Genomic DNA, 22,745 nt, shown 5'->3' with positions numbered 1-22,745 from the left:
TCTAGGAGCGGACGCAGAGCGTCCAGGGCGGCGTTCCCACGCAGAGCGTGGGAACGATCAAATAAAAAAGGCCCGCAATGCGCGGGCCTTCTTTTTAGCAGGGCAGGGCGGTTATCAACCCGCCACCAACACCCGAATCGCCTCCAACCGCAGCGCAGCCTTGTCGAGCATGGCCAGGCCTTGCTCGCGCTGGTTGCGCAGCGCCACCAGCTCGCTGTCGCGCACGGTCGGGTTGACCGCTTGCAACGCGGTCAGGCGCGCCAGTTCTTCGTCGGTGTCGGCTGCCAGACGGCGTTTCGCCTCGGCCACACGCTCGGCGTGACGCGGGGTGATCTTCTCTTCGCCGGCATTGATGCGTGGCGTGAGCTGATCGCGCTGGGCCTGCACGAACTTGTTGGCGCTGGCGCGTGGCACGCTTTCCAACTGGTCGTTCAAAGTTTCAAACGACACACGGCCGGACAGGTCATTACCGTTGGTATCCAGCAGGCAGCGCAAGGCGGCCGGTGGCAGGTAGCGGCCCAGTTGCAGCGAGCGCGGCGCAACCACTTCACTGACGTAGAGCAGTTCGAGCAACACGGTGCCCGGCTTGAGCGCCTTGTTCTTGATCAGCGCCACGGCGGTGTTGCCCATCGAGCCGGACAGCACCAGGTCCATGCCGCCTTGCACCATCGGGTGTTCCCAGGTGATGAACTGCATGTCTTCACGCGACAGCGCCTGGTTACGGTCGTAGGTGATGGTCACACCTTCGTCGTCGCCCAGGGGGAAGCTGGCGTCGAGCATTTTTTCGCTGGGCTTGAGGATCAGTGCGTTTTCCGAATGGTCCTCGCTGTCGATGCCGAAGGCGTCGAACAGGGTTTCCATGTAGATCGGCAGGGCGAACTGGTCGTCTTGCTCAAGAATGTCTTCCACCAGCGCATCGCCTTCACCCGCGCCGCCGGAGTTGAGCTCCAGCAAGCGGTCGCGACCGGTGTGCAGTTCCTGTTCCAGACGCTCGCGCTCGGCACGCGCTTCGTCGATCAGGGCTTGCCACTCGCCGTCGTCGGCGTTTTCCAGCAGCGGCAGCAGGCGTGGGCCGAACTGATGCTGCAAGGCGTTGCCGGTCGGGCAGGTGTTGAGGAACGCGTTCAGCGCTTCGTGGTACCACTGGAACAGGCGCTCTTGCGGGCTGGTTTCCAGGTACGGCACGTGCAGTTCGATCACATGCTTCTGGCCGATCCGGTCCAAACGGCCGATCCGCTGTTCCAGCAGGTCGGGGTGGGACGGCAGGTCGAACAGCACCAAGTGGTGGGAGAACTGGAAGTTGCGGCCTTCACTGCCGATTTCCGAGCAGATCAGCACCTGGGCGCCGAACTCTTCGTCTGCGAAGTAGGCAGCAGCGCGGTCACGCTCGAGGATGTTCATGCCCTCGTGGAACACCGTGGCCGGGATGCCGGAGCGCACGCGAAGGGCGTCTTCCAGGTCCATGGCGGTTTCGGCGTGGGCGCAGATCACCAACACTTTGGTGCGCTTGAGCATTTTCAGCTGGTCGATCAGCCACTCGACGCGCGGGTCGAAGCGCCACCAGCGGTTTTCTTCTTCAACATCCGGTTGCGATTGGAAGCTGACTTCCGGGTACAGCTCGGCGTGTTCGCCCAGCGGCAGTTCGAGGTATTCGTCCGGGTTCGGCAGCGGGTAGGCATGCAGCTTGCGCTCCGGGAAACCCTGCACGGCGGCGCGGGTGTTACGGAACAGTACGCGGCCGGTGCCGTGGCGGTCGAGCAGCTCACGCACCAGGCGTGCGCTGGCTTCGGTGTCGCCATCGTTGACGGCGCTGAGCAGTGCTTCACCTTCGTCACCGAGGAAACCCTGGATGGTTTTGTGCGCTTTTGGCGACAGGCGGCCCTTGTCCAGCAGTTCCTGCACGGCTTCGGCTACCGGGCGATAGTTCTCGCTTTCGGCGCGGAAGGCATGCAGGTCGTGGAAGCGGTTCGGGTCCAACAGGCGCAGGCGTGCGAAGTGGCTGTCCTGGCCCAGTTGTTCCGGGGTGGCGGTGAGCAGCAGCACGCCAGGGATCACTTCGGCCAGTTGCTCGACCAGCGCGTATTCCGGGCTGGCTTTTTCTTCATGCCACACCAAGTGGTGGGCTTCGTCGACCACCAGCAGGTCCCAGCCGGCGGCGAACAGCGCGTCCTGGGCCTTCTCGTCGTCCACCAGCCATTCGAGTGCAACCAGTGCAAGCTGGGTGTCTTCGAACGGGTTGGCGGCATCGCTTTCGATAAAACGCTCTTCGTCGAACAGCGCAACCTGCAGGTTAAAGCGGCGGCGCATTTCCACCAGCCACTGGTGTTGCAGGTTTTCCGGCACCAGGATCAGCACGCGGTTGGCGCGACCCGACAGCAACTGGCGATGAATCACCAGGCCGGCTTCGATGGTCTTGCCCAGGCCCACTTCGTCGGCCAGCAATACCCGTGGCGCGATACGGTCAGCGACTTCGCGAGCGATGTGCAGTTGGTGAGCAATAGGTTGCGCACGCACGCCGCCCAGGCCCCACAGCGAGGACTGCAACTGACGGCTGGTGTGTTCCAGCGTGTGATAGCGCAGCGAGAACCAGGCCAGCGGGTCGATCTGCCCGGCGAACAGACGGTCGCTGGCCAGACGGAACTGGATGAAGTTCGACAGTTGGGTTTCCGGCAGGGTGACCTGCTCGTTCTGCCCATTGAGGCCGTGGTAGACCAGCAGGCCATCGACGTCGTCGACTTCCTGTACGGTCATTTTCCAGCCTTCGAAATGGGTGATGCTGTCACCCGGCGAAAACCTCACACGAGTGAGGGGCGCATTCCGTAGCGCATACTGACGAGTGTCGCCAGTGGCCGGATAGAGCACGGTCAACAAGCGCCCGTCCTGTGCCAGAACGGTGCCTAACCCCAGCTCTGCTTCGCTGTCACTAATCCAGCGTTGCCCCGGTTGATACTGCTGCGCCATGCTGCCTGACTCCCGCCGTGAAAAAGCCGACTATTCTAACGGAACACGGCTTCCAGACCAAAAGGAATAGCTGCAGCTTCAAGCTTTAAGCTACAAGCGGCAAGAAAAAGGGCGATATGTTCGTCGGATAGATGACGATTGGTTCACAAGTTTGGGGCTTGATGCTCAAGTCGCCCCTCCCGCAGCCGACAGTCTGCGCAATAGGAGACTAAAAACCATGCTGCCACCCATACTGCCCTTGAGCGTTGTGCCGGTTACGTCGCAACTTGATCCGGTGCGCCAGAAGCCGGATATCCCGCCCGTGGTGCCCGTGCAGGCCGGCTCCAACGAAAGCACCATCGACCTGAAAAAGGGCGATGCCGAGCAGTCGACTTTGTTACTGCGCGAAGAACAACGCCGCCAGCAAGAACAGCAGAAACGCCGGCGCGAAGCGGATGAAGACCCTGACGCGCACTTGGCGATCCCCGGCGATGAGCTCAACGCCGACAACACCGTGCCGGTAGCGCCGCTGATCGAGGACGCGCCGCGCCAGGGTTTGTGGGTGGACGTCGAGGTTTAATCGCGCAATTCGCGCAGCGCGGCGATCAGCAACTCGATGTCGTGTTCGGTGTTGAGTGGGCTGACAGAAACCCGCGCGATGCTTGTAAGACCCCGCGCCTGCATATCCAGAGGCGTGTAGGCCACACCATTGGCGCCGATGTTGATGCGCTTTAATCCCAGCCGACGTTTGAGTTCAAACGCCTCCCAGCCGGCGAGGTTAAAGGCGATCAATCCTGAGTGAACCGTGCCCAGATCGTGCAGGGAAACACCCGGAATCTGACGCAGCGCGTCGCGGATTCGTCCGCTAAGCTGCAAGACCCTTTCCCATGTCCGCTCCACGCCCAGTCGGTTAACTTCCTGCAACGCATTGCCCAACCCCGCTAATAAGGCGTAGGACACTTCGCTGGTTTCAAAGCGGCGGGCATCGTTACGCAGGTCGAACCCTTCAACGGTCCAGGGCGCCGAGAACACGTCGCGCTGGGCGGGGTTCAGGCGTTGCAGAAAGTCTGGTCGCACATACAGCAGCGCCGTACCCCGCGGCCCGCGCAGGTGTTTACGCCCGGCCGACTTGAGCACATCGCAGTGCAGCGCCTGCACATCCACCGGCAACTGGCCGACCGCTTGGCCGGCGTCGATGAAGTAGGGGATTGCGTGGCGCCTGGCCACTTCGCCGATGGCCTGGGCAGGGTTGATCAGGCCGCCGTTGGCCGGCAGCCAGGTCAGGTCGATCAGCTTGACGTTGGCATCAATCATTGCTTCCAGCGCCAATGGGCAGACTGCGCCGGTTGCATCGCAGGGAATCACCTCCACTCGGGCACCCGCTTGCACGGCCAACTGCATACTCGCCAGGTTGCCGCCCCATTCATGGCGCCCGACCAGGATGCGATCGCCCGGCTGCCACGGCCCCAAGGCCTGGAACGCCAGGCTCCAGGCGGTTGAGCCGCTGCTGGCGAAGGCAATCGAGGAGACGGGCGCATTGAGTAATTGCCCAGCTGCGCGCCGGGCTTTTTCCACCAGGATCGCGCCATGCTCGCCGGCCTCCATCGGGCCATCGCGGGCTTCGCGTTGCAACTGGTCGATGATCGCGTCGAGGGTGGCTTGGCTCGGCAGCGAGGCACCGGCATGGTTGAAGTGCACGATGCCCGATTGGCAGCCAGGTGTGTCGTCACGCAGATGCTGGACCTGCAGCGGGCTCACGACAGCAGCTCGAAAATTGCGTCCACCTCCACGGCGACGCCGGCGGGCAGGCTCGACACACCGACGGCGGTGCGCACGTGCCGGCCTTTGTCGCCCAGGGCATTGACCACCAGATTGGATGCGCCATTGGCAACTACGCTTTGGCGCGTGAAATCGCCGCTGCTGGCGATGAACACGCCCAAGCGGAGAATGCGTACTACACGCGACAGGTCATCACCGACGGCAGCACTTAACTGGCCGAGCAAGCCCAACGCCGCCAGCTCTGCTGCCTGGGCACCTTCTTCATCGCTGAGGGATTGCCCCAGCCGGCCGATGTAGGCGGGTTTGCCGTCGAGCATAGGAATTTGCCCGGAGATAAACAGCTGGTTCTGGCTGACCACATGATTGATGTAATTGGCCGCCGGCTGGCTAGGGGTTGGCAGCGTCAGGCCAAGGGCTTGTACGCGTTGGCGGATGGAGTCGCTCATGTTGGATCCTCTTGGGTTAAGAGGTTTGAGCATGTTTGTTGTATCAATGGGCGACAAACGGATAGATCTCACTCGACGTATCGAAATAGCTCATGCATCGGCGCAGGTGTCTTTCAACCATTGACTGAAGCATTCGACCGCTTGGCTCGCAGGGCCTTGAGGCACGATCAGCCAGTAACCGATTTCACTGTGGTAGGGCGGCCAGTCGAAGGCTTCTACCAGGCTGCCTTCCTTGAGCCTGCGCTCTATCAGGCGGTGACGGCCCATGGCGATGCCTTGGCCAGCCACGGCGGCTTCGACCACGATGTTGTAGTCGTGCAGCAGCACGCGGGAATGGTGGTCGAGGTTGACCTGGTAGTGCGCCGACCAATCCGTCCACTCGAAAGGGCGGTGCGAGGTGGCCATCAACAAGGGCGCATTGTGCAGTTGGCTGGCCTTGAAGGCCGGGCTGCACACCGGTGAAATGACTTCCGCCATCAAACGCGTGGCCTGTACATCGGGCCAGTCGCCCTTGCCATAGCGGATGGCCAGGTCGACCTCGGCGGTGGCGACGTTGGCTAATTGAATCGCGGGCAGCAGTTCCACCTGGATATGCGGGTAGCGGTTGAGAAACCCGGCCAGACGCGGGGCCAGCCACAGGGTGGCAAACGAGGCCAGCAGGCCCACGCGCAAAATTGTGGTCGTGGGGGCGACTTTCTGCGCGCGGGTGGCGGCGGCGATCATATCGAGGGCCGGGCGGATTTCGTCGTAGTAACCTTGGCCGTCGGCGGTCAGATCAATCGCGCGGGTGCGTCGGATAAACAGTGGTTTGCCCAGATACTGTTCGAGCTTTTGCACTTGGTGGCTGAGTGCGCTCTGGGTAACCGACAACTCATTGGCGGCCTTGATAAAACTCAAGTGCCGCGCCACCGCCTCAAAAGCGCGCAGGGCCAGCAGCGGCGGAAGGTCATTGTGCAGTGCCAACTGAGTGCGCCTACAGGGTAAGTTGGGAAGTGTCGATTTTGGGCGATGTGCTTCCTTTTGTCGCCCGCAGATTCTCCTGTCGTAGTTTGGGGATATGCCCTACATCTCCCCGGGCAGCCGTGCGCAAAGCTCTGTGTCTTTTTTGAGACGGTAGAGCGATGAAATTCCCTATAAAGGCAAATGTGATCGGGTTGGCTGTTTCGATGGGCCTTTGCGCGGGCGCAGCAGCGAATGAGTCACCGCTGGTCGGGGCCTGGAAGCTGGTCGGCTATCAGGTCGAGTCCCAGGATACCCGTGAGAAAATTCCGGCAATGGGCAGCCGTCCTTCCGGGCGCGTTATTTTTACCGCGGATCATCGAGTGGCTTTCGTGTTGACCGGTGAGGGAAGAAAGCCCGGCGCTTCCGACGCAGAAAAATCAGCGCTGTTGAATACGCTGGTGGCTTATACCGGTATTGAGCGGGTCGAGGGCAATCAATGGTGCACAGAGGTTGATTCTGCCTGGAATCCGGCGTGGGTGGGGACGGTGCAATGCCGCGATTTTCAGGTCAGCGGCGATACGCTGGAAGTGCTGACGCCCTGGCGCCAAATGCCGAATTGGCCGGGGACTACACGTTCCATCATTACGTTTGAGCGGGATAAATAAGCGCCAGGAAAGAGAAGTACGAGGATTTTCACCCAGGCATTTGCCGTCGAGCGGGAGAGGCCGCATTATTGAGCCATTCCCGCCACGACGTAAGCCCAGCCATGAGTGAAGACGACAAACTGATCGACCTGAATGCCGAACGTGCCAAACGTGTGCATGACTTGAATGACAAGCGCCTGAATGAAGTTCGCCAGGCATTTGAGCAGGCGATGCCGCTTGGCAAAGTTAAGAAAAAACCCAAGAACAAGCCGAAAAAGCGTTGAAACAGCCTGCATTTGTTGATGCAGGTCAGTTATTACCCTTCTTTAAGCCCCGTTGCGGGCGACATTGATCCCGGTCAATTTTCCACTCCGCCTTCTCCATTAACTTAGCCCTATCGCAACAGGGCATGAGCAGGAGGCCGGTCATGTTTTTCGATAATGTGGTGTTTGCCGGGGTGCTGACTGTCAGCCTCATGGTGCTGTTTTTTGTAGGGTTTGGGATTTTTATCTGGAAGGACGCTAATAAGCGTAAAGAACCGTAAGTTCTTCTGGGTTACATGAGCACGCAAGGCATTTTGGGCGACTTCGGTCGCCCTTTTTTTTGCCTGCTATTTAATGTGATCGTTCCCACGCTCCGCGTGGGAATGCCGCCGAGGACGCTCTGCGTCCCGCACCTGTAGTTGTGAGATAAAAAAAAGCGCGATCCCCATCAGGATCGCGCCTTCTTTTTCAGCCGCAGCCTATCAACTACCCAATGCCTTGGACGCCAGCCAGAACAACCCGGCCGACAGGCCCACGGTTGCCGGCAAGGTCAACACCCAAGCCATCAGGATGGTCTTCACCGTGCCGCCTTGCAGGCCGCTCTTATTGGCAACCATGGTGCCGGCCACGCCTGAAGACAGTACGTGAGTGGTGGAAACCGGCAGGCTGAAAATGTTGGCCAGGCCAATCATGCTCGCCGTGGTGATCTGTGCCGACATGCCTTGGGCATAGGTCATGCCCTGCTTGCCGATCTTCTCACCGATGGTCAGTACCACACGCTTCCAGCCCACCATGGTACCCAGGCCCAGGGCCAGTGCGACGGCGAGGATCACCCAGAACGGGGCGTACTCGGTGGTGGCGGTCAAGTCTTTGCGCAGCTTGTCCAGGTCGGACTTCTCACGCGCATCCAGGCCCGGCAGCTTGCCGACTTTCTTCGCGGTGTCGTCCAGGCACAGCAAGTAGCGGCGCACTTCAATGCGGTGCTCGGCAGTCAGCGAGTGGTAGTCGGAAACGCCTTTCAGGGTTTCCATCAATGCATTGATAGTCGGCTCGGTCTGCTGCGGGTTGCACCGAAACTTGCCCGGCAGGTCGTCCTTCACGCTTTTGCCCAGTGCCAGGAACTCGCCGAGCGTGGCGTTATTGCGCTCGTAAAACTGGCTCAAATGCACGGTGGCATCGCGAGTACGTTCAATCTGGTAAGTGGTGCTGCCCAGGTCGAGTACGAACTGCGCCGGTACGATACCGATGAGCACCAGCATGATCAGGCCGATGCCTTTCTGGCCATCATTGGAGCCGTGTACGAAGCTCACGGCCATGGCCGAGATCACCAGTACCAGACGGTTCCAGAACGGTGGGTGCTTCTTGTCGTCAAGTTTGCGGCGCTGGTCCGGGGTCTTGTGCATTTTCGACAGTGGGCGCCACCATTTCAGGCCGATCAGCACCAGAGCTGCGACCAGGAAGCCGGCCATCGGCGAGAACACCAGGGAAGCACCGATATCGATGGCTTTCTGCCAGTTCACACCGTCAGCCAATGGGATGTCGTTGATCAGGGCATTGGCCAGGCCGACACCAAGGATCGAGCCGATCAAGGTATGGGAGCTGGAGGCCGGGATACCGAAGTACCAGGTGCCCAGGTTCCAGGTGATCGCCGCTGCCAATAAAGAGAAGACCATTGCCAGGCCATGGCCGGTGTTCACATTGATCAGCAACTCCACCGGCAGCAAGTGCACGATGGCGTAGGCGACGCCGACACCACCGAGCAACACGCCGAGGAAGTTGAACACCCCGGAGAAGAACACGGCCAGGTGCGGCGGCATGGCTTTGGTGTAGATGACTGTGGCCACCGCGTTAGCGGTGTCATGAAAGCCATTGATGAACTCGAAGGCGAGGACAAAGGCCAGGGCGAGCAACAGGCTCACTAGAACCCAAGCATCCAGTCCGCTGAATAAATCGATCATGAAGGTTTTCTGACCCGGTCGTAAGGGGGCGCGATTATGCCAGAAAACCTCAGTAATCGATGCATTAGCTGCTCATCGGTAACAATCTTCACTGAAAAAACACCGGGCAAAGCGGCGCATCCCAGGGTTTTCGGGGCTTTGGCAAGTCTTTGATTTATAAAGTGCGGGGCCGAAAAGACACGGATTTGTCATGCAGACGTCATGTCTGAAACATTTGTATGAAATTTCGTTGGCGGCAGCAGGACGCTGACCAATGGTGAGCCAAGCCAATGCACGGTGCCTTCCGCCGGCGCTGGGCCGGCAGAGACAGCAAGACCCTGGAAACTCTGAGCGAAGGGCTTATGGCTCTTCGGTCTTGAGTTCCTGTTCAATCTTTTGAATTTCCTGGGCAAATGCCTGATCCAGCAAACTGGCCCGTTTGCGCCAGGGTTTGCGCTCGGGTTCAGGTTGCGCGGCGTAGGTGGTGACTTCCCCGCCGTAAACGTCCTTGTAACGTTGTTCCTGGCGCTCAAGTTCCGCGCGCAGTTCGTCTTTCGTCACAGTGTTACCTAATTAAGTTGAGTGTATTGACGGTGCAGCGTCATGCCTGAAAGTCGTCCTCGGGTTGTTCAAAATTGAACAGTAGAACCATTCAAGTTTGAAAAAGGGCCAAAGGGCAGATCTTATAAACAGGTATGTGTGACCGATGATGCCTGTAACGCGCATCGCCTCGTGAGCTCCACTCCCGATGATAATGAAATCGGGCTGACCTCTGCACAAGCTGCATTATAGCGGCGCATTTGGATAAAACTATCAGCATTAAGTTAAAAAGCGTCAACTTCGTGTGAGACTTTTGTTACATGACGGTGTGAGTCATTTGCGCGTTTTGCGCATGACTGTAGTGGTCTACCCGGCTGTCGGGTTCCATCGGCAAAATTGCGATAATCGCATGGCTGTCCGATAATCGCCCGATGTTGCGGGCGCAACCTTGTGCATCCCGGCCGGCACGGCTTGTAATGGCGGCCAACCCTCCCTGCGGTTGAAAACAAGAGAAGGACCCTGGAAATGAACGATCAATTGCGCAACTCCTTCGCATCAGTGGCGCCGCCGATCGTGGCTTCACCGGCCAAGCGTATCCAGGCGTTTACCGGTGATCCGGACTTCATGACCTCCCTGGCGCGCGGCCTGGCCGTGGTACAGGCGTTTCAGGAGCGCAAACGCCACCTGACCATCGCCCAGATCAGTCATCGCACCGAAATCCCGCGTGCCGCCGTGCGCCGTTGCCTGCACACCTTGATCAAGCTCGGTTATGCCACCACCGATGGGCGCACCTATTCGCTGCTGCCCAAAGTCTTGACCCTGGGGCATGCGTATTTGTCCTCCACGCCATTGGCCGTATCGGCCCAGCCTTACCTGGACCGTATGAGCGAGCAATTGCACGAGGCTTGCAACATGGCGACCCTGGAAGGCGACGACATCCTTTATATCGCCCGCTCGGCCACCACCCAGCGCCTGATCTCGGTGGACCTGTCGGTGGGCGGGCGTTTGCCGGCGTATTGCACATCGATGGGGCGCATCCTCCTGGCGGCGCTGGACGATGCCTCGCTCAAGGACTATCTCGACCACGCCGACCTGCAAACCAAGACCAGCCGCACCCTGACCACGCCCGAAGCCTTGTTCGAATGCCTGCAACAAGTGCGTCAACAAGGCTGGTGCATCGTCGATCAGGAGCTGGAGCAGGGCCTGCGCTCCATCGCCGTGCCGGTGTACGACGCTTCCGGCCAGGTGTTGGCCGCGCTCAATGTCAGCACCCACGCCGGGCGTGTCAGCCGCAGCGAGCTGGAGCAGCGGTTTTTGCCAAGCATGCTCAGCGCCAGCCGCGAGTTGAGTGCGCAACTGTTTGCCTAAGTGTTCGGTGACCGCACAGATCCCGGCTTGATCAATTGACGCTGTTTCCCCCGACTTATTACTGTGCGGCAGCGCTCTGAAGAGCCGCCCAATAATAATGACGACCCCAGGTCGTTGGCCCGCCATCGGTGTGGAATAAAAATAATGAATCAGCCTTCTGTCGGTACCACCCTGGACGTGCAGTCCTTTATCAACGCCCAGCCACTCTCGCGTTACCAGTGGCGTGTGGTAATCCTGTGTTTCCTGATTGTCTTCCTCGATGGCCTCGACACCGCTGCCATGGGCTTTATTGCGCCTGCGCTGTCCCAGGACTGGGGCATCGACCGCGCCAGCCTTGGCCCGGTAATGAGTGCCGCGTTGATCGGCATGGTGTTTGGTGCGCTCGGTTCCGGCCCGCTGGCGGACCGTTTTGGCCGCAAAGTGGTGCTGGTGAGTGCGGTGTTGGTGTTTGGCGCATTCAGCCTGGCCTCGGCCTACAGCAGCAACGTCGACCAACTGCTGGTGTTGCGCTTCCTGACCGGGCTGGGCCTGGGCGCAGGGATGCCGAACGCCACGACGCTGCTGTCCGAATACACCCCCGAGCGCCACAAATCGTTGCTGGTGACCAGCATGTTCTGCGGTTTCAACCTGGGCATGGCCGGCGGCGGGTTTATCTCGGCCAAGCTGATCCCGGCGTTTGGCTGGCATAGCCTGCTGCTGATCGGCGGCATTCTGCCGTTGATTTTGGCGGTGGTGCTATTGGTATGGCTGCCGGAATCGGCGCGTTACCTGGTGGTGCGCAACCGTGGCACCGACAAGGTGCGCAAGACGTTGTCCCCTATCGAACCTACGATCGTTGCCCAGGCGAGCAGCTTCAGCGTGCCCGAGCAAAAAACCGTCAAGGCGCGCAACGTGTTCGCGGTGATCTTCTCCGGCACCTACAGCGCCGGCACCCTGCTGCTGTGGCTCACCTACTTTATGGGCCTGGTGATTGTTTACCTGCTGACCAGTTGGCTGCCGACCCTGATGCGCGACAGCGGCGCCAGTATGGAACAGGCAGCCTTTATCGGCGCGTTGTTCCAGTTCGGCGGCGTGCTGAGTGCGGTCGGCGTGGGCTGGGCAATGGACCGCTTCAATCCCCACAAGGTCATCGGTACTTTCTACCTGTTGGCCGGGGTGTTTGCCTACGCAGTGGGGCAGAGCCTGGGCAATATCACCGTACTGGCGACCTTGGTGTTGATCGCCGGAATGTGCGTCAACGGCGCGCAATCGGCCATGCCATCCCTGGCCGCGCGCTTCTACCCGACACAGGGCCGCGCGACCGGTGTGTCGTGGATGCTCGGCATCGGTCGCTTCGGCGCGATCCTCGGCGCGTGGATGGGCGCCACCTTGCTGGGCCTGGGCTGGAACTTCGAGCAGGTGCTGACGGCGCTGGTGATTCCGGCGGCGTTGGCCACGGCTGCGGTGGTGATCAAGGGCATGGTCAGCCATGCGGATGCTACCTGATCCCCGCGCGATTCAAGTGGGCGCTAAATTGTGTGGGAGCTGGCTTGGGTGGGAGCTGGCTTGCCTGCGATGCAGACACCTCGGTCTGTCAGGTAAACCGTGGTGATGCAATCGCAGGCAAGCCAGCTCCCACATAAGCCAGGCCCTCAGACTGAGCGAGTTTTCGTAAACGATTAGCTAGACAACAATCCGTTCGATAATCGAACGCTGAGTCGATTATCGGATTGTTTGGCCCATTTGCCCGGCTTAATCTTCAAGCACTTCGGCGCCACCTCAGCGCCTTTTTCGATCAACACCGGGAGCCCAACCCCATGGCTGAAATTCTCACCCTGCGTGATGCGGTCAAGCGCTTCGTGAACGACGGCGATACCGTCGCCCTCGAAGGCTTCACTCATCTGATCCCTACGGCAGCGGGTCATGAAATCATTCGTCAGGGCAAGAAAGACCTGACGCTGGTGCGCATGACGCCTGACCTGATCTACGACCAGTTGATCGGTGCCGGCTGCGCGCGCAAGTTGATTTTCTCCTGGGGCGGCAACCCGGGCGTGGGTTCCCTGCATCGCCTGCGCGACGCCGTTGAAAAGCAATGGCCGCAGCCGCTGGAGATCGAAGAACACAGCCACGCCGACCTGGCCAATGCCTACGTTGCCGGAGCCTCGGGCCTGCCGTTTGCGGTGCTGCGCGCCTATGCCGGCTCCGACCTGCCCAAGGTCAACCCGCTGATCAAAACCGTCACCTGCCCATTCACTGGCGAAGTGCTGGCGGCCGTGCCGTCGGTGCGTCCGGACATCACCGTGATCCACGCACAAAAGGCTGACCGCAAGGGCAATGTGCTGCTCTGGGGCATTCTCGGTGTGCAGAAGGAAGCGGCCTTGGCGGCCAAGCGTTGCATCGTCACCGTCGAAGAAATCGTCGATGACCTGAATGCACCGATGAACAGCTGCGTGCTGCCGACCTGGGCCTTGACTGCGGTGTGCCATGTACCCGGTGGTGCGCACCCGTCCTACGCCCATGGCTACAACGAGCGCGACAACCGCTTCTATCAGGCGTGGGACCCGATCGCCCGCGACCGTGGGACCTTTACCGCGTGGATCGACGAATACATCCACGGCACCGCTGACTTCAGTGAATTCCAGGCCAAGCTGGCCCACGCGCAGGAGGCCAAGTAATGGCTTACTCGACCAATGAAATGATGACCGTCGCCGCCGCGCGCCGCCTCAAGAACGGCTCGGTGTGCTTTGTCGGCATCGGCTTGCCTTCCAAGGCCGCCAACCTGGCACGCCTGACCTCCTCGCCGGACGTGGTGCTGATTTACGAATCCGGCCCGATTGGCGCCAAGCCAAGCGTATTGCCGCTGTCGATCGGTGACGGCGAACTGGCAGAAACCGCCGACACGGTCGTGCCGACCGGTGAGATTTTTCGCTACTGGCTGCAAGGCGGGCGCATCGACGTCGGCTTTCTCGGCGCCGCCCAGGTCGACCGCTTCGGCAACATCAACACCACCGTGGTGGGCGATTATCACCAACCCAAAGTGCGCCTGCCGGGTGCCGGTGGCGCGCCGGAGATTGCCGGTTCCGCCAAGAGCGTGTTGATCATCCTCAAGCAGTCGGCGCGCTCGTTTGTCGACAAACTGGACTTCATCACCTCGGTCGGCCACGGCGAAGGCGGTGACTCACGCAAGCGCCTGGGCCTGCCTGGCGCCGGCCCTGTAGGGATTATTACCGACCTGTGCATCATGGAGCCGGAGGAGGGCAGCCATGAGTTTGTGGTCACCGCGCTGCACCCTGGCGTCACCCGTGAACAAGTGGTGGCAGCCACCGGTTGGGCGATTCGTTTTGCCGACCACGTAAGCACCACCGCCGAGCCGACCGACGTGGAGTTGACCGCGCTGCGTGATCTCGAAGCGCGCACTGCTGCTGCCCACGGCCAAGCACCGGGAGAAGCCTGATGCGCGACGTCTTTATCTGTGATGCCATCCGCACGCCCATCGGCCGTTTCGGCGGTGGCTTGTCCACGGTGCGCGCCGATGACTTGGCAGCGTTGCCAATCAAGGCACTGATCGAGCGCAACCCGTCGGTGGACTGGAGCGCGGTCGACGAAGTGTTCCTCGGTTGCGCCAACCAGGCCGGTGAAGACAACCGCAACGTCGCGCGTATGGCGTTGCTGTTGGCGGGCTTGCCGCAAAGCATTCCGGGCGTGACCCTCAACCGCCTGTGCGCCTCGGGCATGGACGCGATCGGCACGGCCTTCCGCGCCATCGCCAGCGGCGAAATGGAGCTGGCGATTGCCGGTGGCGTCGAGTCGATGTCCCGTGCGCCGTTCGTGATGGGCAAGGCTGACGCGGCGTTTTCGCGCAACATGAAACTGGAAGACACCACCATCGGCTGGCGTTTTATCAACCCGTTGATGAAGGCCCAATACGGCGTGGATGCGATGCCGCAAACGGCCGATAACGTCGCCGACGACTACAACGTGTCCCGCGCCGATCAGGACGCCTTCGCCCTGCGCAGCCAGCAACGCACCGCCGCCGCGCAAGCCGCCGGGTTCTTTGCTGAAGAAATCGTGCCGGTGCGCGTCGCCCATAAAAAAGGCGAAACCGTGGTGGAGCACGACGAGCATCCACGCGACACCACCCTGGAGGCCCTGGCCAAACTCAAGCCGGTCAATGGCCCGGATAAAACCGTCACCGCCGGCAATGCGTCGGGCGTGAATGACGGTGCGGCGGCGCTGATTCTGGCGTCTGCCGAAGCGGTCAAAAAGCACGGCCTCACCGCCCGCGCTCGCGTATTGGGCATGGCCAGCGCCGGCGTTGCGCCGCGTGTAATGGGCATCGGCCCGGTGCCGGCGGTGCGCAAACTGGTGGAGCGCCTTGGTTTGGCGGTCACCGACTTTGACGTGATCGAACTCAACGAAGCCTTCGCCAGCCAAGGCCTGGCGGTGCTGCGTGAACTGGGGATCGCCGACGATGCCGCGCAGGTCAACCCGAACGGCGGCGCCATCGCCCTTGGCCACCCGTTGGGCATGAGCGGCGCGCGGTTGGTGCTGACGGCACTGCATCAGTTGGAGAAAACCGGCGGCCGCAAAGGCCTGGCGACCATGTGTGTGGGCGTCGGCCAAGGCCTGGCCCTGGCGATTGAACGCATCTGATAAGAGAGGATTGCTCCATGAGTGACAAGCCCGGTTACCGGCGCCCGCAAGCGGGCACCCAACCTGATTACCTGCACCCGGCCTACCAGTCGACGAACCTGCGTTCGCCGTCCCAGCCATTGGTGTTTCTGCCGCACTCCTTGTCGGAAATCACCGGCCCGACTATCGGCGCCGAGCGGATCAACGAGAAGGACAACGACCTCACCGCCCAGCACGAAGGCGAGCCCCAGGGCGAGCGCATCATCATCCACGGCCGTGTGCTGGATGAAAACGGCCTGCCGGTACCGGGCATTCTGGTGGAGATCTGGCAGGCCAACGCCGCCGGTCGCTACAACCACAAGCGCGACCTGCACGACGCGCCGCTGGACCCGAACTTTACCGGCACCGGCCGCACCGTCACCGACGCCGACGGCTGGTATCAGTTCCAGACCATCAAGCCCGGCGCCTACCCGTGGGGCAACCACCACAACGCGTGGCGCCCGGCGCATATCCACTTCTCGCTGTTTGGTCCCAGCGTACTGACGCGACTGGTCACGCAGATGTATTTCCCCGGTGACCCGCTGCTGGAATACGACCCGATCTACAACTGTGTGCCGGACACCAGCGCCAAGCAGCGTCTGATCGCGCGTTTTGATCTGGAAAAAACCATTCCGTCCTATGCCCTCGGCTATCGCTGGGACATCGTTTTGCGCGGCCGCGACGCCACGCCGATGGAGAAATGAGATGACCCTCAATGCGACCACGTCCCACACCGTCGGGCCGTATTACCACATCGGCCTGACCTGGCTGAACCGCGAAGACCTGACCGTGCCGGCCACCTTGGGCGAGCGCGTGGCAATCAGCGGGCAGGTGGTGGACGGCAACGGTGATGTCGTCAACGACGCCATGCTGGAAGTCTGGCAAGCCAATGCCGCCGGCAAGTACGACCACCCCGAAGACGAGCAGGCCAAGGCCGTCGATCCCAACTTTGAAGGGTTTGGCCGGGTGCCGGTGGATGCCGAAGGCCGCTTTCGGTTTACCACCATCAAGCCGGGCAGTGTGCCGGGCCTGCAAGGCACGACCCAGGCGCCGCATCTGGTGGTGTTGGTATTTGCCCGTGGCTTGGTCAAGCACCTGCTGACGCGGATCTATTTCGATGGCGAAGCGTTGAATGGCGATGACCCGTTGCTGGCCTGTGTGCCTGCGGAGCGTCGCGCTACGTTGATTGCCAAGCCGGATGCGCAAGGTGTGCATCAGTGGAATGTGATTTTGCAGGGCACAGACAAGGAGACGGTGTTCTTCGATTATTGAGTTGAGCTGGCGGGCGCCATCGCGGGCAAGCCCGGCTCCCACATTTTGAACGGTGAACAGGTTCAAAGGTGGGAGCTGGCTTGCCTGCGATGGCGCCCTCAAGGCCGCACCTATGCAAAAGTCTGCTTGCGGAACATGGTTGTTGCAAAGTATGTCTAGGCTATAACCGTTCCCACTGAGTAAAAAAACATGACAACAAAAACGAGTCACTACACCGGAGAAGAACGCAGCAAACGGATTTTTGCGATTGTCGGGGCCTCCTCCGGCAACCTGGTCGAATGGTTCGACTTCTACGTCTATGCCTTCTGCGCGATTTATTTTGCCCCGGCGTTTTTCCCCTCTGACGATCCCACGGTCCAGTTGCTCAACACCGCCGGGGTGTTTGCTGCCGGATTCCTGATGCGACCCATCGGTGGCTGGCTGTTTGGCCGAGTGGCCGACAAGCACGGGCGCAAAAACTCGATGATGATCTCGGTGCTGATGATGTGCGCCGGTTCGCTGGTCATCGCCTTTTTGCCCACCTACAAAGATATCGGCGCCTGGGCGCCGGCCTTGCTGCTGGTGGCGCGCCTGTTCCAGGGCCTGTCGGTGGGTGGCGAATACGGCACCACGGCGACCTACATGAGTGAAGTGGCACTCAAGGGCCAGCGCGGCTTTTTTGCCTCATTCCAATACGTGACCCTGATCGGCGGCCAATTGCTGGCGGTGCTGGTGGTGGTGATCCTGCAACAGATCCTGAGTGAAGAAGAACTGCGCGCCTGGGGCTGGCGTATTCCGTTCGTGATCGGTGCCATTGCTGCGGTGATCTCCCTGCTGCTGCGTCGCACCTTGAAAGAAACCACCAGCAAGGAAATGCGTGAAGACAAAGACGCCGGCAGCATCGTCGCGCTGTTCCGCGACCACGGCAAAGCCTTCATTACCGTGCTGGGCTACACCGCCGGTGGCTCGTTGATTTTCTACACCTTTACCACTTACATGCAGAAATACCTGGTGAACACCGTGGGCATGCACGCCAAGACGTCGAGCTACATCATGACCGGCGCGCTGTTCCTGTACATGTGCATGCAGCCGCTGTTCGGCATGTTGGCGGACAAGATCGGTCGACGTAATTCGATGCTCTGGTTCGCAGGCCTGGGCACGCTGTTCACCGTGCCGATCCTGCTGACCCTGAAAACCGTCACCAGTCCGTTCCTGGCCTTTGTGTTGATCACCCTGGCTTTGGCGATCGTCAGCTTCTACACCTCGATCAGCGGCCTGGTCAAAGCGGAGATGTTCCCGCCGCAGGTGCGCGCACTGGGTGTGGGCCTGGCGTATGCGGTGGCGAATGCGATTTTTGGTGGTTCGGCCGAAGTCGTTGCGTTGAGCCTGAAATCCATTGGCATGGAAAATACCTTTTACTGGTACGTCACCGCGATGATGGCGGTCGCTTTCCTGTTCAGCCTGCGTCTGCCCAAACAGGCGGCTTATCTACATCACGACCTCTAGGGATGAGTTATGACACTGCGCACGAGCAATCAACTGTTCGACGCTTACTTCACCGCTGACAGCATGGCCGAAGTGTTCTGCGACCAGGGACGTTTGCAGGGCATGCTGGATTTCGAAGCGGCGCTGGCCCGGGCCGAGGCCCGGGTCGGGCTGATTCCGCAAGCCGCCGTCGCACCGATTGCCCAGGCGTGCCTGGCTTCGCTTTACGATGTGGATACCCTGGGCGAGGCGATTGCCTCGGCGGGGAATTCGGCAATTCCGCTGGTGAAGGCCTTGGGCAAGTTGATTGCTGCTGAAGATGCCGGTGCCGAGCGTTACGTGCACCTGGGCGCGACCAGCCAGGATGTGATGGACACCGGGCTGGTGTTGCAACTGCGCCAGGCGTTGGCGCTGATTGAAGCGGACCTGGCGCAATTGGGCGAGGTGTTAGCTGCCCAGGCCCAGCGTTATGCCGACGTACCTTTGGCCGGGCGAACCTGGTTGCAGCATGCGACGCCGGTCACCCTCGGAATGAAAATCGCCGGTTGGCTGGGCGCGGTGACGCGCAGTCGCCAACGCCTGGCCGAGCTGAAGCCGCGCTTGTTGGTGCTGCAGTTCGGCGGCGCGTCCGGCACCCTGGCGGCACTCGGTGAGCACGCCATGCCGGTGGCGCACGCCTTGGCGGTTGAGTTGCAACTGGGCTTGCCCGAGCAACCCTGGCACACCCAACGTGATCGGCTGGTGGAGTTTGCCAGTGTGCTCGGCCTGATCGCCGGCAGCCTTGGCAAACTGGGGCGCGACCTCAGCCTGCTGATGCAGACCGAAGCGGCGGAAGTGTTCGAGCCGTCTGCGCCGGGCAAGGGCGGCTCATCGACCATGCCGCACAAGCGCAACCCGGTGGGCGCCGCCGTGTTGATCAGCGCGGCCACCCGCGTGCCGGGGCTGGTGGCGACGATGTTCAGCGCCATGCCCCAGGAGCACGAGCGCAGCCTGGGCCTGTGGCACGCCGAGTGGGAAACCCTGCCAGAGATTTGTCGGCTGGTGTCCGGTGCCTTGAAACAGGCGCTGTTGGTGAGCCAAGGCTTGGAGGTCGACCCCGAGCGCATGGCGCACAACCTCGACCTGACCCAAGGGCTGGTGCTGGCCGAAGCCGTGAGTATCGTGCTTGCCCAACGCCTGGGCCGCGAGACCGCTCACCATCTATTGGAGCAATGTTGTAAACGCGCCGTCGCCGAACGGCGACATCTGCGCGCGGTTCTGGCGGACGAAGCACAGGTCACCGCCGAGTTGTCGGCGGTGGAACTGGACCGCCTGCTCGATCCGGCCCACTACTTGGGCCAGGCTCAAACCTGGGTTACCCGTGCGGTGACCGACCATTTTGCTTTGACTGCGTAAGGAGACCGCCGTGGCATTTGTACAACTGGCCGAAGGCCCATTGCATTACCAACTGGACGGGCCTGAGGGCGCGCCGGTGCTGGTGTTGTCCAACTCGTTGGGCACCGACCTGCATATGTGGGACATCCAGATCCCGGCCTTCACCCAGCACTTTCGCGTACTGCGTTTCGATACCCGTGGCCATGGCAAATCCCTGGTCACCGAAGGGCCGTACAGCATCGAGCAGCTGGGTCGCGATGTGATTGCGTTGCTCGATGCGCTGGATATTCAGCGTGCGCATTTTTGCGGGCTGTCCATGGGCGGCCTGATCGGCCAATGGCTGGGCATCCACGCAGGTGATCGCCTGCTGCGCCTGGTGGTGTGCAACACCGCCGCTAGGATCGGCACGCCGGAGATCTGGAACCCGCGAATCGAGATGGTTTTGCGTGACGGTGCGGCGGCCATGGTAGCGCTGCGCGATGCGTCGATTGCACGCTGGTTTACCGCCGATTTCGCCGCCGCCAACCCGCACCAGGCCCAGCAGATTACCGACATGCTTGCCGCCACGTCGCCCCAAGGTTACGCCGCCAACTGCGCAGCCGTACGCGATGCGGATTTGCGCGAGCAACTGTCCACGATCCAAGTGCCGACCCTGGCGATTGCCGGCACCGAAGATGCCGTTACGCCGCCGGCCGGCAGCCGCTTTATCCAGAATCAGATCAAGGGCGCCGAGTACGCCGAGTTCTACGCGGCGCACCTGTCCAACGTACAGGCCGGCGCCGCGTTCAGCGACCGCGTGCTGGCGTTCCTGTTGGCTGATTAAACCTGTGGCAGCGAGCTTGTTCTGGAGAGCTGACGTGTTCTGTATAGCAGGCTTGTTGTGACAGACAGGCTTGTTGTGGCGAGCAGGCTTGCCCTGCGTTGGGCGGCGAAGCGGCCCTGATACAGCCACCGCGTTCTTCCCGATGAACCGCATCGCCAGGTTTTGGGGCCGCTTCGCGCCCCAGCGCAGGGCAAGCCTGCTCGCCACACGTGTTCGAGCTTCTATCAAATGTTTAAGGAGTTTTTGTGGACGAGAAACAACGTTATGCCGATGGCCTGCAAGTGCGTCGCGAAGTGCTGGGCGATGCCCATGTCGACCGCAGCCTCAATGCCCTGACCGAGTTCAACAGCGAGTTCCAGGAAATGATCACCCGCCACGCCTGGGGTGATATCTGGACCCGCCCCGGCCTGCCTCGGCATACCCGCAGCCTGATCACCATCGCCATGTTGATCGGCATGAATCGTAGTGAAGAATTAAAACTTCACCTGCGTGCCGCCGCCAGCAACGGCGTGACACGCGCCGAGATCAAGGAAGTGCTGATGCAGAGCGCGATCTACTGCGGGATACCGGCAGCCAATGCGACGTTCCACTTGGCCGAGTCGGTGTGGGATGAGCTGGGCGTCGAGTCACGGGAGTCGGTTTGATCAACCCACTCCCTCGCTCAATACCCCTCAGGTGTAGGTAGTGCGTAACGGACGGCGCATCTCCTCTCGAAACCCATTTTCGGAAAACGGCTTGGGGTTTGTTGTACTCGGTTCGGCCGCGGGGTGACCTACAAAATTAAATGGCTGAGCAACGGTAAACAGTCCTACGGCTTGCCGTTCATCATTGGGTTCACCGTCGGGGTTCTCCGGTATGGCGGTGCTGCCTGCGAGGAACGTTCCCGAGGCGCCATTATAGGCGTGGGCCATTTCGTGATAGAGGGCGTTGACGGGTGCGCTGTCTGCATCCAGCGAATACGAGGGGTTGTATTGTATCTGCGCACCCGTTGCGACGGCGCCAGCTTGTTGGTGTGTGATGAAGCCTTGGGCCGCAGGTGCCAGCGTATCCATAGAGTGACCTGCTTCGAGGTGGTTGCGAATGGCCGCATTACTGAAGTAGTAGCTGCCGTTGTCCTCCGTCAATTCAGTAATGCGTACCGGGGAATCATTCCGCTGAGCCGCGGCGTCGGCAGTACCGAGCATTCTCTTGCCTTGCCGGGATATTCTTAGCAGCTCCATATCGTCTTCTACGTTTTGTACGAACTCGGCAGAGCCCTCAATCACATAGCCACTTTTGCCCACCTCGCTGTGTTGCGTGTGAACGCGCTGGGAGCCCGGGGTACGATGAACCTCGTCCGACGGTTTGGCGTAGATGACGGTATTGTCGTTATCAGACCTGACGATGTTTTTGTCGCGCCCGGTGTAAATTGTGGCGGGGCCATTTGTGACGATCAGGTTTTCACCTTTGCCACCGTGCAGGACTGTCGGGATTTGAGTGTCGTTGCGCGTGACAATCATGAAGTCGTGACCGTCGCCGCCGTCCATGAACAGGCGACGATCAGCCGAGCCTTTTCCTGCCTGCATACGGTCATTGCCATTGTTGCCTTTCAGGACACCGTTCCCGGTGCCGGCGATCAACACGTCATTGCCATCGTTACCGAATGCGATGCCGTCGCCGCTCCCAAGCTTGAGCATATCGTCTCCCGCACCGCCATAGAGGCGGGTGTCTCCTGCGCCGGCACGCGCGTAATCATTGCCGGCGCCGAGCTCGATGCGAATGGCGTTTTTAACTTCAGGATCGATCAGAACACAATCGTCGCCCCCGTTGGTCCTGATGCGTAAGGGTTGCGATTCACTGCCGTCAGGGGACGTCAGCAGGTTCAGTTGATAGGGCTTATTGTTGATGGTCGCGATCAGACTATGACCCGGGCCTTTTTTAATGGTTACCTTGTCGGCACGGTTACCGGTCTCGATTACAAGTTCGTTGGAGGACGAGCCTATCGGCTTGCCGTTTTCGCTCATGTAGGCGATTTCCTGGTAGAACTTCACGTGCTTGTCGTGTCGCAATACGTCGGTGTTGATGTATTTTTTTTGGGTACTGTCCAGCGGATGCTGATCGGGAGTGAGTTTGGAATGCGAGGATAGGTATAGAAAATCTATCGGTCTGTCGCGCCCCACGTAGTAGGAACGCCGGGCACTGATCTCAATGGGCGCTTGCGATGCTGTTGGCGTTGTATCCGGGAGGGCAATCGAATGCTGATTAAGCGATGGCGAAGTGACGTTCATGGGATTCTCTTTTTTATTGACGTCCCTATGTGTGTT

Annotated in this window: 22 protein-coding genes; 15 read left to right on the top strand and 7 right to left on the bottom strand. The window is 60.6% G+C overall.

The window, feature by feature from the left end; translation table 11 throughout:
• Positions 1-114 precede the first annotated feature (114 nt).
• Entirely contained in the window at positions 115-2,961 is a 2,847-nt protein-coding gene (rapA, locus tag HX790_RS04050) for an RNA polymerase-associated protein RapA (RefSeq protein WP_017137219.1), read from the bottom strand.
• A 217-nt stretch (positions 2,962-3,178) separates the two neighbouring features.
• On the opposite strand from rapA, the gene HX790_RS04045 reads away from it, so the two are divergent.
• Positions 3,179-3,520 carry a hypothetical protein gene (locus HX790_RS04045; protein ID WP_017137220.1) on the top strand — a complete coding sequence of 114 codons (342 nt, stop codon included), beginning with the start codon at positions 3,179-3,181 and terminating at the stop codon, positions 3,518-3,520.
• Here the strand turns inward: HX790_RS04045 and HX790_RS04040 are convergent.
• The 3 genes from HX790_RS04040 to HX790_RS04030 all read right to left on the bottom strand — a co-directional run bounded on the left by HX790_RS04040 (position 3,517) and on the right by HX790_RS04030 (position 6,128).
• Complete coding sequence (locus HX790_RS04040) at positions 3,517-4,698, bottom strand: aminotransferase class V-fold PLP-dependent enzyme (protein ID WP_169985434.1); 1,182 nt, start codon at positions 4,696-4,698, stop codon at positions 3,517-3,519. The two genes, HX790_RS04045 and HX790_RS04040, sit on opposite strands and share 4 nt — an antisense overlap.
• Positions 4,695-5,165 carry a RidA family protein gene (locus tag HX790_RS04035; protein ID WP_099548591.1) on the bottom strand — a complete coding sequence of 157 codons (471 nt, stop codon included), beginning with the start codon at positions 5,163-5,165 and terminating at the stop codon, positions 4,695-4,697. Before HX790_RS04035 ends, HX790_RS04040 begins: the two co-directional genes overlap by 4 nt.
• Before the next feature lie 90 nt (positions 5,166-5,255).
• Complete coding sequence (locus tag HX790_RS04030) at positions 5,256-6,128, bottom strand: LysR substrate-binding domain-containing protein (RefSeq protein WP_099548592.1); 873 nt, start codon at positions 6,126-6,128, stop codon at positions 5,256-5,258.
• Positions 6,129-6,286: 158 nt separating this feature from the next.
• Between HX790_RS04030 and HX790_RS04025 the strand changes: the two genes are divergently transcribed.
• The 3 genes from HX790_RS04025 (at position 6,287) to ccoM (ending at position 7,295) form a co-directional block, all read left to right on the top strand.
• Positions 6,287-6,772: a lipocalin-like domain-containing protein gene (locus HX790_RS04025; protein ID WP_176991262.1), complete on the top strand. Its 486-nt coding sequence runs from the start codon at positions 6,287-6,289 to the stop codon at positions 6,770-6,772.
• 68 nt (positions 6,773-6,840) lie between these two features.
• Positions 6,841-7,035, top strand: a complete 195-nt coding sequence (locus HX790_RS04020; RefSeq protein ID WP_138452551.1) for a hypothetical protein — start codon at positions 6,841-6,843, stop codon at positions 7,033-7,035.
• Between the two features lie 143 nt (positions 7,036-7,178).
• Positions 7,179-7,295 (top strand): cytochrome c oxidase subunit CcoM, encoded by a 117-nt coding sequence (gene ccoM, locus HX790_RS29730; RefSeq protein ID WP_017137226.1) that lies wholly within the window; start codon positions 7,179-7,181, stop codon positions 7,293-7,295.
• Positions 7,296-7,496: 201 nt separating this feature from the next.
• Here the strand turns inward: ccoM and HX790_RS04015 are convergent, their stop codons facing one another.
• On the bottom strand, positions 7,497-8,972 hold the full coding sequence (locus HX790_RS04015; RefSeq protein ID WP_017137227.1) for an inorganic phosphate transporter: 1,476 nt from the start codon (positions 8,970-8,972) through the stop codon (positions 7,497-7,499).
• A 339-nt stretch (positions 8,973-9,311) separates the two neighbouring features.
• A complete protein-coding gene (locus tag HX790_RS04010; RefSeq protein ID WP_003189295.1) occupies positions 9,312-9,512 on the bottom strand; it encodes a hypothetical protein in 201 nt (66 codons plus the stop codon).
• 504 nt (positions 9,513-10,016) lie between these two features.
• On the opposite strand from HX790_RS04010, the gene pcaR reads away from it, so the two are divergent.
• The 11 genes from pcaR (at position 10,017) to pcaC (ending at position 21,086) form a co-directional block, all read left to right on the top strand.
• Positions 10,017-10,859 (top strand): pca regulon transcriptional regulator PcaR, encoded by an 843-nt coding sequence (gene pcaR, locus HX790_RS04005; protein WP_017137228.1) that lies wholly within the window; start codon positions 10,017-10,019, stop codon positions 10,857-10,859.
• Positions 10,860-11,003: 144 nt separating this feature from the next.
• Complete coding sequence (locus HX790_RS04000; protein WP_017137229.1) at positions 11,004-12,344, top strand: MFS transporter; 1,341 nt, start codon at positions 11,004-11,006, stop codon at positions 12,342-12,344.
• Positions 12,345-12,655: 311 nt separating this feature from the next.
• Positions 12,656-13,513, top strand: a complete 858-nt coding sequence (locus HX790_RS03995) for a CoA transferase subunit A (RefSeq protein ID WP_017137230.1) — start codon at positions 12,656-12,658, stop codon at positions 13,511-13,513.
• A complete protein-coding gene (locus HX790_RS03990; protein ID WP_058421725.1) occupies positions 13,513-14,292 on the top strand; it encodes a CoA-transferase subunit beta in 780 nt (259 codons plus the stop codon). The genes HX790_RS03995 and HX790_RS03990 overlap by 1 nt, the downstream gene beginning before the upstream one ends.
• Positions 14,289-15,491, top strand: coding sequence for a 3-oxoadipyl-CoA thiolase (gene pcaF / locus HX790_RS03985; RefSeq protein WP_169985849.1), 1,203 nt, complete (start codon positions 14,289-14,291; stop codon positions 15,489-15,491). Before HX790_RS03990 ends, pcaF begins: the two co-directional genes overlap by 4 nt.
• 17 nt (positions 15,492-15,508) lie before the next feature.
• On the top strand, positions 15,509-16,213 hold the full coding sequence (gene pcaH, locus HX790_RS03980; RefSeq protein ID WP_017137233.1) for a protocatechuate 3,4-dioxygenase subunit beta: 705 nt from the start codon (positions 15,509-15,511) through the stop codon (positions 16,211-16,213).
• A 1-nt stretch (position 16,214) separates the two neighbouring features.
• The gene (gene pcaG / locus HX790_RS03975) at positions 16,215-16,781 is read left to right on the top strand and encodes a protocatechuate 3,4-dioxygenase subunit alpha (RefSeq protein ID WP_017137234.1); all 567 of its coding nucleotides are present in this window, start codon (positions 16,215-16,217) and stop codon (positions 16,779-16,781) included.
• Between the two features lie 189 nt (positions 16,782-16,970).
• A complete protein-coding gene (locus tag HX790_RS03970) occupies positions 16,971-18,266 on the top strand; it encodes an MFS family transporter (RefSeq protein WP_017137235.1) in 1,296 nt (431 codons plus the stop codon).
• 9 nt (positions 18,267-18,275) lie between these two features.
• Positions 18,276-19,640, top strand: a complete 1,365-nt coding sequence (locus tag HX790_RS03965) for a 3-carboxy-cis,cis-muconate cycloisomerase (RefSeq protein ID WP_176991261.1) — start codon at positions 18,276-18,278, stop codon at positions 19,638-19,640.
• A gap of 10 nt (positions 19,641-19,650) precedes the next feature.
• Entirely contained in the window at positions 19,651-20,442 is a 792-nt protein-coding gene (gene pcaD, locus HX790_RS03960; protein ID WP_017137237.1) for a 3-oxoadipate enol-lactonase, read from the top strand.
• Positions 20,443-20,687: 245 nt separating this feature from the next.
• Entirely contained in the window at positions 20,688-21,086 is a 399-nt protein-coding gene (gene pcaC / locus HX790_RS03955; protein ID WP_017137238.1) for a 4-carboxymuconolactone decarboxylase, read from the top strand.
• Positions 21,087-21,113: 27 nt separating this feature from the next.
• On the opposite strand, the gene HX790_RS03950 is transcribed toward pcaC, so the two are convergent.
• Entirely contained in the window at positions 21,114-22,709 is a 1,596-nt protein-coding gene (locus HX790_RS03950) for a M91 family zinc metallopeptidase (RefSeq protein WP_176991260.1), read from the bottom strand.
• Positions 22,710-22,745: the final 36 nt, after the last annotated feature.

The organism is Pseudomonas sp. IPO3747, from assembly GCF_013385245.1.
Lineage (GTDB): Bacteria > Pseudomonadota > Gammaproteobacteria > Pseudomonadales > Pseudomonadaceae > Aquipseudomonas > Aquipseudomonas edaphica.
Note: the sequence above shows the minus strand (reverse complement) of the source record. Positions and strands in the feature narration are given on the sequence as shown.

What these genes read in the sequence shown, in the direction of transcription:
- rapA (WP_017137219.1), bottom strand. Translation starts at nt 2,961, where the DNA reads ATGGCGCAGCAGTATCAACCGGGGCAACGCTGGATTAGTGACAGCGAA.
- HX790_RS04045 (WP_017137220.1), top strand. Translation starts at nt 3,179, where the DNA reads ATGCTGCCACCCATACTGCCCTTGAGCGTTGTGCCGGTTACGTCGCAA.
- HX790_RS04035 (WP_099548591.1), bottom strand. Translation starts at nt 5,165, where the DNA reads ATGAGCGACTCCATCCGCCAACGCGTACAAGCCCTTGGCCTGACGCTG.
- HX790_RS04025 (WP_176991262.1), top strand. Translation starts at nt 6,287, where the DNA reads ATGAAATTCCCTATAAAGGCAAATGTGATCGGGTTGGCTGTTTCGATG.
- ccoM (WP_017137226.1), top strand. Translation starts at nt 7,179, where the DNA reads ATGTTTTTCGATAATGTGGTGTTTGCCGGGGTGCTGACTGTCAGCCTC.
- HX790_RS04015 (WP_017137227.1), bottom strand. Translation starts at nt 8,972, where the DNA reads ATGATCGATTTATTCAGCGGACTGGATGCTTGGGTTCTAGTGAGCCTG.
- pcaR (WP_017137228.1), top strand. Translation starts at nt 10,017, where the DNA reads ATGAACGATCAATTGCGCAACTCCTTCGCATCAGTGGCGCCGCCGATC.
- HX790_RS04000 (WP_017137229.1), top strand. Translation starts at nt 11,004, where the DNA reads ATGAATCAGCCTTCTGTCGGTACCACCCTGGACGTGCAGTCCTTTATC.
- HX790_RS03995 (WP_017137230.1), top strand. Translation starts at nt 12,656, where the DNA reads ATGGCTGAAATTCTCACCCTGCGTGATGCGGTCAAGCGCTTCGTGAAC.
- HX790_RS03990 (WP_058421725.1), top strand. Translation starts at nt 13,513, where the DNA reads ATGGCTTACTCGACCAATGAAATGATGACCGTCGCCGCCGCGCGCCGC.
- pcaH (WP_017137233.1), top strand. Translation starts at nt 15,509, where the DNA reads ATGAGTGACAAGCCCGGTTACCGGCGCCCGCAAGCGGGCACCCAACCT.
- pcaG (WP_017137234.1), top strand. Translation starts at nt 16,215, where the DNA reads ATGACCCTCAATGCGACCACGTCCCACACCGTCGGGCCGTATTACCAC.
- HX790_RS03970 (WP_017137235.1), top strand. Translation starts at nt 16,971, where the DNA reads ATGACAACAAAAACGAGTCACTACACCGGAGAAGAACGCAGCAAACGG.
- HX790_RS03965 (WP_176991261.1), top strand. Translation starts at nt 18,276, where the DNA reads ATGACACTGCGCACGAGCAATCAACTGTTCGACGCTTACTTCACCGCT.
- HX790_RS03950 (WP_176991260.1), bottom strand. Translation starts at nt 22,709, where the DNA reads ATGAACGTCACTTCGCCATCGCTTAATCAGCATTCGATTGCCCTCCCG.